5 protein-coding genes and 1 pseudogene are annotated in these 4,448 nt (G+C 42.1%); all 6 read right to left on the bottom strand.

Annotation, left to right across the window (positions count from 1 at the left end; translation table 11 throughout):
• Nucleotides 1–245 (bottom strand): annotated as a pseudogene (locus tag F6J94_RS30810) (hypothetical protein); the annotation flags it as partial.
• Nucleotides 246–272: 27 nt separating this feature from the next.
• Nucleotides 273–419: a hypothetical protein gene (locus F6J94_RS30815; RefSeq protein ID WP_293047239.1), complete on the bottom strand. Its 147-nt coding sequence runs from the start codon at nucleotides 417–419 to the stop codon at nucleotides 273–275.
• A gap of 14 nt (nucleotides 420–433) precedes the next feature.
• On the bottom strand, nucleotides 434–1,654 hold the full coding sequence (locus tag F6J94_RS30820) for a glycosyltransferase family 4 protein (protein ID WP_293047241.1): 1,221 nt from the start codon (nucleotides 1,652–1,654) through the stop codon (nucleotides 434–436).
• A 29-nt stretch (nucleotides 1,655–1,683) separates the two neighbouring features.
• Nucleotides 1,684–2,223, bottom strand: coding sequence for a DapH/DapD/GlmU-related protein (locus tag F6J94_RS34520; RefSeq protein WP_367142296.1), 540 nt, complete (start codon nucleotides 2,221–2,223; stop codon nucleotides 1,684–1,686).
• A 181-nt stretch (nucleotides 2,224–2,404) separates the two neighbouring features.
• Nucleotides 2,405–3,193, bottom strand: a complete 789-nt coding sequence (locus F6J94_RS30830; RefSeq protein ID WP_293047243.1) for a sulfotransferase — start codon at nucleotides 3,191–3,193, stop codon at nucleotides 2,405–2,407.
• Nucleotides 3,194–3,245: 52 nt separating this feature from the next.
• Nucleotides 3,246–4,400, bottom strand: a complete 1,155-nt coding sequence (locus tag F6J94_RS30835) for a glycosyltransferase (protein ID WP_293047245.1) — start codon at nucleotides 4,398–4,400, stop codon at nucleotides 3,246–3,248.
• Between the last annotated feature and the right edge of the window lie 48 nt (nucleotides 4,401–4,448).

Consider the following 4,448-nt stretch of genomic DNA (forward strand, 5'->3'; position numbering starts at 1 on the left):
GGAGTAGGGAGTAGGGAGTAGGGAGTAGGGAGTAGGGAGTCGGGAGTAGGGAGTAGGGAGTAGGGAGTAGGGAGTAGGGAGTAGGGAGTAGGCAAGAGGCAAGAGGAACCCACCCCTAACCCCTCCCAGGAGGGGAAGGCAATAGGCAATAGGCAATAGGCAATAGGCAATAGGCAATAGGCAATAGGCAATAGGCAAGAGGCAATAGGCAATAGGCAAGAGGGAAAAAAGAATGTGTACCTCATAGCTATGATAAACGCTATATAAATAGGTTATGAACAATCTTGCTGATTTCTCATAACACCAAAAAATCCTCCAAGCTCTTTCATACTGCTCCCTGCTCCCTGCTCCCTGCTCCCTGTTCCCTGTTCCCTGTTCCCTGTTCCCTGTTCCCTAAAACCCATAAAATTGTACCTCATGAGTTTGATAATTGCTATATATGTTGCAGATTTTGTTGGAGTTGGGACAAACTAAATTGAGAGAGATTTGTGGAGTTTTGAGCAAAATACTGCAATTGTTGAGGATGATTAAGACACCATTGCAAGGTTTGAGAAATTGCTTCTCCTGAAACCTCTGGTAAGATCAAGCCATTCTCTTGATCTTTCACCACTTCTCCACAATATCGGGACACTATCAGGGGTAATTTCCAAGCTTGAGCTTCTAGTTGAGTTAAACCAAAGCCATCGGAAAGGGTAGGGAAGAGAAATACATCTGCTTGTTGATAATACTGGCTGGTGGCACTGCGAGGAACGGAACCAATCCAGCGCACATTTGGCAAGTTTTGTTGGGCTGGGGTGAGGGTAATCCCTACGGATCCTACAATCTGAAATTCAATGGGTTCCTGTTGTAATAATCTAGCTGCTTCCAGCAGGGGAAAGATACCTTTACGTAGGATAACTTGTCCGAGGAATAGCACTCTGAGGGGACGCTGAGGGGAAAAGTGTTCTGGATAGGTGCGCACAAAGCCTTGAGATTGGGTAGGTGCTTGGTAAGCTAAGGGGATTACGGCAATTTTCTCTGAGGGTACCCCAACTTGTTGTAGGGCTTGGCTAGACCAGGTGGAGTTAACTAAAATCCGGTCTGCCAAATGACATTCTTTTTGCCAGTTAGTCCAATAGTCTGGGGGTGCTGGTTGCCAGGTTGATTGATAATGGGGATATTGGCGGTGGGCTTGGGCAACAATTTTTTCTTCGACAATTCCTGGATCTATTTGTCCGAGGACAGTGCGCCACCCTTGAGCTTTGGCAAATTGTAATAGATCTAAGGCTGCGTAGCTGTAAGTAAAGAGGATGGGAGGTTTATTAAATTTTGGAGCAATTTTTGCCAGATAGTTGACAGCGTTTTGTTGAAACCAGTGATTACGGGCAATAATTTGTTCCCAACCACGCACTTTTTGCAGACGTTGCTGGATTTCTAGCTGAATCAAGGAATTGGTAAAGGCGTGAGTGGATGCTTGAGCAAGATCTGGGTGGAAGCGATCGCGTAAACTGGTGAGGAGGTTTTTGGGTAGATGCTTGAGGGGGGAGTGGGGAGTAATCCAGGCGTCTGTGATTAGGTGAGATAGGTTACCCTGTTGATGTAGGGATCTGGGGATTGCGTAATGTTCTCGTGCTCCGATTTGACAGCAGATCCACTGATGAGATTGTTTAAACACAATTTTAATTATTATCTAATTGATATTTTTTACAGGAGCCATGGGTGGTAATGTAAGTGATAGTCTAACTCTGGATTTCGCTGCTTAATAAATCTAGCGGGATTACCTGCCACAATCGTGTAGGGTTCCACATCTTTAGTGACTACTGACCCTGCACCAATTACCGCACCTTCTCCTATTTTTACTGAGGGTAAAATAATAGCTCGATAAGCAATCCAAACGCGATCGCCAATAATGACATCTCCGCCTCGATCGGCAAAGCTGGGGGATTGGGGGTCATGGCCTAAGGTTAAAATGGTTGCCTCTGGACCAATAGAAACATCGTTACCAGTGTGAATTTGATAGTGGCGACCATCTAATAAGCAGCCAAAGTTAATTACGTTGCGATCGCCTAAATAGACTTTACGTCCGTTAAGAAAGCGACAGCCCATTTGAACCGATGTTTCTTTTCCTAACCTGGCTAAATATGCCTTGAGGTAAGCAATGCGGATTTTACGGGAGGGACAGTTGCTAAGCCAATGGTTGTAGTGATAGCTGAGAATACTACCTGCAATAATTTTAGGATTCATAAGCTAAGTAGGTACTTGAGCTATGTACAACTTTACTATTCCTCATTTACCAATCCTCATCAGTATAAAAATGCTGAGAAACATCCTCAACTTTGCTACGAATACTATCTATTTCTTGTTGAGAAAGACGTTCCTTCCAAATATCGATCTGAGCTTTTGCCTTCCGTTTTATAGAGTGAATTTATTTAAAAATACCCTTAAATTGGCTATAGTTTGTAGATTCCTGAATAAATTTTTGAGCCGTAGTACTGAATTCAATATTAAAAGTCTTGAAAATGTGATTGAATTGGGATAGTGGTTGACTGCAAATGTCTTCATAGCGCAAAATTAACCACTCAGGATTGTTATCTTGATAATCTATTACAGCAGTATAAATTAGTTTCCACAATAGTGTTAATTTATCAATCAATTCATGTTCATAGTTAACATGGTCAATAATTTCTGCTTCAAACTGTTTAAAATATTTATCTATGAGTAATGGCTGATGTAGTAAGTTTTCAAAGTGAAATCCCCAGCCTAACTGTTTACAACTACTGACAAAGGCAGCAGGGTGACGCACCAAAACTAGTACATTCATCTGAAACCGATGAGCAAGCCATTCCGCTGACAAAACTGCCATAGGATCTTTGACTAAGGGAGAAATATGATTCAGTTGATTATAAAAAAAAATGAGATAATCTCTTGTGAGGCGAGCTAGATCCCTAGGCGTTCTTAAGAATTTTAATTCTGCTGGTATATTGTATTTAAAATTTAGAGTATCATTTAATCCATCATAATAATTTTCCTCGTTTGCTTGAGTAATATACATGTAAGTATGAGGAAAAATTACACGACACTTTCCGGGTCTGCACATTCCATTAAAGGGTTCGTGAATGTAGCTGACTGATGGAGATTTAGCTAATACATTACCTACCCATGTTGAACCAGAACGATGACAGCCTGTAACAAGAATAGGTTTAACGTTTTTCATATATTTGTTTATACAAATTATCTATTCAAAAAAATGCTTAAAATTATAATATTTAATAGCTGCTAAAAGCCTTAATTACTAACTCAGAATTACGCGGCCAAGAATTGTCCCGAAAATACTCTTGCCAGCAAGGTTTAACTGACGTTTTCAGCCATGACTTTAAGCCCTCGACAATCGCAGTTACACTATTAGGCTCAACCCACAATCCTAGTTGATATTTTTGCACTACCTCTTTCAAAGGCCCTTCTCCACTGGAAGCCAAGCAAAGTTTGCGATGGTGGGTTGCCATACTTAACACACCGCTAGCAGAGTGAAAAGTCTGATCATAAGTCAATAAAACTAAATCACTCATGTCAAACAAATTAGGAATTTCCCTTTCAGGAATAAAGCCAATCTGCCAGCGACAGCGATCTGCTACACCCAATTCCTGAGCTAGTTCTTGATAACGACGAGCAAGTTGCTGACTAGAAGACTGTTCTTTACCGGCGACTACTAAATATACCTCAGGGACACGAGCCATTGCCTCAATTACCAGGTCAAGGTTTTTGTTCGGACGAATATGCCCAAAGGACAACATCACCTTAGCCTCTGGAGGTAAGTCAAGTAAGTTGCACATTTTTTCCCTAGATTGGGTTGCTTGGGGCAATTCATAAATACCGTGGGGAATTACGGTTGTGCGCAATTGAGGCATAGGGCGAACCGTATCCAAATCAATTGCTTCATGAACAAATGCCTCCCGCAGAAACGAATAGCCTGCTGCAATAGAGCAACGATGCCACCATTGAGGCCCCAGGACAAAATCTCGCACGGGATCATGGACTACTGCACCGAATACAACTCCCCGATTGGCTAATTGTCTCAGGCGATGTGCCCACAAAGGAGCAAGGTATTCCAGGTAAGAACCCATTAAGACGTGACAAAACCGATGTTCTTCAATAAAACGGATTAATCTAGCAATATTGCTGAGCAGATTATAGGAAAGATAGCCTGCTTTAAGAACCTTGGGCATTGGTTTATGCACCCCAGGACTTGCCGTGGTATCATCCAAAATCGGTACAATCTCATAGGCTTCTCCCCTACCTACAGGATAGTTAGGCGTAGTCAGTAACGTTACCTCTGCGCCAGCAGATACAAGGGCATTAGCTTGGTAATGGGCATAGTCAGCTAGTCCTCCATAGCTGGCAGGAGAATAGTAAAGTAACTTCATCTTTAAATCTTATTTGGGGACAAAAGTTGCTGACAGAAATTTTCTGGT

This window comes from Moorena sp. SIO1F2, assembly GCF_010672755.1.
GTDB lineage: Bacteria > Cyanobacteriota > Cyanobacteriia > Cyanobacteriales > Coleofasciculaceae > Moorena.